Raw genomic sequence first — 4,154 nt, 5'->3', positions numbered from 1 at the left:
AGGCCGCCGTAGGTGGCGGGGGAGCCGGGGGCGATGCCGCGCAGCTCCCGCCACGCCCGCTGCCGGAACGCGGTGCCCGGCTGGGTGACGTCGAGGGCGTCGAGCGCGGCCACGTCCCCCGCGGCGTAGGCGGCCAGGGCGTCGGCGACGGGCTGGGACGCACCCGGACGCGGTTCCACGGGGCGCGGGTTCATCTCGCGGTCGGCGGTCTCCGGGTCCAGGGCCACGAGCCGGTCCATGAGCGTCTCGAGGAGGCGCCCGATCGCGGCGGCGGGGGGCTCCGAGTCCTCCGGCACGGCCACGCCGGAGGCGCGCACCGTCTGGTCCTCGGGGGAGAAGACGGCCACGAGGGTGAGCTCGGTGGCGGGCAGGGCGGCGGCGGTCCAGCGCAGCTCGGGAAGCAGGTCCATCCCCTCATTGTCCTGCACGGCCCGGCCCGGACAGGTGTTCGCGCGTCCCCTCCCTGTGTCAGGCTGGCGTCCATGACCGAGATCCGCGTCTTCGAGCATCGCACCCTCCTGCGCCACCCGCGTGAGGTCGTCTTCCGCTGGCTGGAGAACCCCGGCGCGCTGGAGCGGCTCACCCCGCCCTTCGCCGGCGAGGTGGTCCAGGGGCCCACGGACGGCCTCCGCGTGGGCTCCGAGTCGCGGCTGCGCATCCAGGCCCCCGGGGCGGCCGGCCTGTTCGCCGGCGCGGCCCACGGGATGCTCACCGGCCTGCTGCCGGACGCCGTCGCCTCCCGCCTGCCCGGTGGGGCCGCGCCCGCGGTGCCGTGGCGAGCCCGCCACACGGCCTACGAGGAGGGCCGCATGTTCCGGGACGAGATGGTCTCCGGTCCCCTCGCCTCCTGGCGGCACACCCACCTGCTCGACGACGCCGCGCCCGGTGAGGCGGACACGGCGGACGGCCGGCGCGGCACGGTCGTGACGGACCACATCGAGTACGCCCTGCCGGGGGAGTCCCTGGTGTCCCGCGTGCCCGGTCTGGGCGCCGCGGCCTCGCGCCGCACCCACGAGGCGTTCGAGGCGGAGCTGGGCCGCCAGTTCGCCTACCGCGCCCGCGTGATGGCCGATGACCTGGACTTCCACGCCGCCCACCCCGGCCCCCTCGTCGGCGGGCCGGCCCGCACGGTCGCCGTGACGGGGTCCGGTGGACTGATCGGTCGGCAGCTCTGTGCCCTGCTCACCACCGGCGGCCACCGCGTCATCCGGCTCGTGCGGAGCCCGAAGAGGGCCGGTGCGCTGGACGCGGCGCTGTGGGACCCCGGCCGGGAGACCGTGGATGAGGACGCCCTGGCCGAGGCCGACGTCGTCGTGAACCTGGCGGGCGAGCCCATCGCGGGCCGGTTCACGGACGCGCACAAGGAGGCCGTGCACGACTCGCGCGTCCGCGGCACGCGCACCCTCGTGGACGCGCTCGCCCGGATCGCCGCACGGGAGGGGGACGACGCGCGGGTGCGGGCACTCGTGAACGGCTCGGCGATCGGGTACTACGGGGCGGACGCGGGCACGGGCCCGTTCGGCAGCGGCCTCGTCGAGGATCTGGAGCCCGGGGACGACTTCCTCGCCGAGGTCGTCGCGGACTGGGAGGCGGAGGCCCGGCGCGCCGAGGCGGCCGGCATCCGGGTGGCGATGCTGCGGACCGGCGTGGTGCTGAGCCCGGCCGGAGGCATGCTGCAGCAGGTGCTGCCGCTGTTCCTCGCGGGCCTCGGCGGCCCGGTCGCGACCTCGGGCGGGGAGAGCCACGACGGCAGCCCGTGGCTGAGCTGGATCGGTGCCGATGACATCGCCGGCGCCTTCGCCCACGCGGTGATCGACGACGGCGTCACCGGCCCGGTGAACGCGGTGGCGCCGGAGCCGGTCACGGCCCGGGAGTTCGCCACCGTCCTCGGGCGGGTGCTGCACCGGCCGGCGGTCATCCCGGTGCCCGACGCCGGGCCGCGCCTACTGTTGGGTGAGGAGGGCCGGGTGGAGACCGTGGCGGCGGACCAGAAGGTCGTGGCGGACCGACTGGTCGCCTCCGGCTACGACATGCGCGACCCCGAGCTGGAGGGCGCGTTGCGCCACGTGCTCGGGCGGTGACGGGGTGGGGCGGCGTCCCCCGGGACGCCGCCCCCGCGGGTTGTCAGTCCTGCAGCGCGCCGGTCTCCCGGATGAGCTGGCTCAGCGCGGTGAACGCGTCGCGGGCCAGCGCCTCCCAGAGGGCCAGGGCCAGCTGGGGGAAGCCCTCCTGGAGCGCGACCATCACCTGGGCGGTGAGGACTCGCGCCGTCACCGGCCCGCGCGCGCGAACGGTGGAGGGCTGACGGCCCGGCTGGCCGAGGGCCATCTCGCCGAACGTCATCCCCGGGGTGAGCAGGGTGCGGCGCACACGACGGCTGCCCGTGCCCTGGCCCGAGAGCTCCACGGTGCCGGAGACGATCACGTAGATGCCGCCGAACGGCTGGCCGGCGCGACGGATGATCTGGCCGTCCGAGTAGACCCGCTCGTCCATCATGGACTCGAGCAGGCGCGCATCGTCCGCGGAGAGGTGCTGCAGCAGGGGTGCTACGGCCGCCTCCTGGGCGTCCCGCGGCAGCAGGTGGGGGGCGTGCCGGGAGAGCAGCCGCTGCTCGGCCCACTGGGCGGCCCGCGAGCGGGAGTCGAAGAACACGAACTGCGCGCCCTCGGCGGCGGGGTCCACCCCCTCGGCCTCATCCTGCAGCGGCTCGGGCAGGTCCACCTCCACGGACTCCTCGACGGCCGACATCAGCTCCTTCATCTCGGCGGCGTCCCGGTCCACGACGACGACGTCGAGCCCGTTGCCCAGCGCGCGGGCGAACCACTGGGCCACCAGCAGGCGGGCCGGGCGGGAGATGGAGCTGACCGAGCGCATGTCCACCACGAGCGTCTCGAGGGCCTCCGGCAGACCGCGGCTGACGCGGGCGATCGCGTCCACCTGGCTGAAGCCGAGGTGACCGCCCAGCTCCATGACGTGCACGGTGTCCGCGAACCGCCCGAGCGCCTCGAGGACGACGGCGCTGCGCACCGTGCCCGAGGGCGCCTGATCGATCCGGTAGTGGGTGCGCAGGGCCGCGCGCGGGGAACCGGTGACCACCGACGGGTGCAGCTCGAAGTCCTCGACGATAGTCCGCAGGGCGGCCATCGCCGCGGCGCCGAGCCCGTTCTCGTCCGTCGTGTCCGACTGCAGCGCCAGACCGAGGTGGCCCGGCACCACCACGAGCACCGTGCCGCCGCGCGTGGACGCCCAGCCGGGCTGGCCGACGTCGTACGCCCATCGGGAGTCCCGGGTGTCCATGCCGCAGGAGTCCATCACGGACAGCACACCGCGGACCGTCTCCTCGCTCAGCACACGGTCCCCGGTGACGGGGTGGACGCCGCCGTGCGCGAGGGTGCCGGCGAGCAGGGCGAGGTCCTCCACGGTCACGGCGGCGGCACGCACCGTGGCGATGTCCTCGAGCAGCGTCTCGGGGTCGGCGTCCAGCGTGTCGAGGGACTTCATCAGCCAGGCAGCGGACCGGGTGTGGTGCTGGGCGCGGTTCTCCGCACGCGCGGCCGACTCCGTGACGGTGACCTCGCGGTCGAACAGGGCGGAGAGCAGCTGCATCATGCGCGCGGTGCGGTCGCGGCCACCGCGGCCCTTCACGAGGGAGGCGGTGGCCACCGCGCCCGCGTTCTGCAGCGGGTTGTGCGGCAGGCCCGTGACGGCGTCCACCTCGACCCGGTGGTCCAGGTCGCGCACGGGGACGGCTCCCACTCGCTCGCCCACCCGCACCGCGCCGAGGTCCTCGAGGGCCTGCGCGTGGAACAGGGGAGAGGCGAGCGTGGCGAGCGGCACGGGCGTCATGGATCCGGAGACGTAGCGGTGCCCGTCCACCAGGAGCATCGCGACGCCCAGCCCGTCCGGGACCTCCCCCTCGCCCGCGTGGGCCGACGTGAGGCGATCGAGGTGCTCCTGGACGGGTGTGGTCATGGGTCACAGCCTAGTCAGTGGGACGGTCCCGGGACAGCGTGGCGGAGGCGGGCACAATGGGTCCCGATGCCCACCCCCGTCGATCCCGTCTCCGTCCCCTCCGCCCTCGCCGCCGCCCTCGGCCGCCTCGGCGCTGGCCTGACGTTCGCGGCCGCCCTGCCCGACCTCGAAGCGGCGCTGGA

At 75.4% G+C, this 4,154-nt stretch carries 3 protein-coding genes; 1 reads left to right on the top strand and 2 read right to left on the bottom strand.

The genetic code is table 11. The features are described 5' to 3' along the window. Positions 1-410, bottom strand: a 410-nt coding sequence (locus D8M29_RS09150) for a methylated-DNA--[protein]-cysteine S-methyltransferase (protein ID WP_127445918.1), incomplete at its 3' end; no start/stop codon positions are given. 72 nt (positions 411-482) lie between these two features. Between D8M29_RS09150 and D8M29_RS09145 the strand changes: the two genes are divergently transcribed. Then, positions 483-2,081: a TIGR01777 family oxidoreductase gene (locus D8M29_RS09145; protein WP_036338179.1), complete on the top strand. Its 1,599-nt coding sequence runs from the start codon at positions 483-485 to the stop codon at positions 2,079-2,081. 43 nt (positions 2,082-2,124) lie between these two features. On the opposite strand, the gene D8M29_RS09140 is transcribed toward D8M29_RS09145, so the two are convergent. Beyond that, positions 2,125-3,972, bottom strand: a complete 1,848-nt coding sequence (locus D8M29_RS09140; protein ID WP_036338182.1) for a glutaminase — start codon at positions 3,970-3,972, stop codon at positions 2,125-2,127. Positions 3,973-4,154 lie beyond the last annotated feature (182 nt).

Origin of the sequence: Micrococcus sp. HSID17227, assembly GCF_003989405.1 — a bacterium.
Classification (GTDB): domain Bacteria; phylum Actinomycetota; class Actinomycetes; order Actinomycetales; family Micrococcaceae; genus Micrococcus; species Micrococcus luteus.
The sequence above is the reverse complement of the archived record's forward strand: the minus strand, read 5'-3'. Positions and strand labels throughout refer to the sequence as shown.

What these genes read in the sequence shown, in the direction of transcription:
- D8M29_RS09145 (WP_036338179.1), top strand. Translation starts at nt 483, where the DNA reads ATGACCGAGATCCGCGTCTTCGAGCATCGCACCCTCCTGCGCCACCCG.
- D8M29_RS09140 (WP_036338182.1), bottom strand. Translation starts at nt 3,972, where the DNA reads ATGACCACACCCGTCCAGGAGCACCTCGATCGCCTCACGTCGGCCCAC.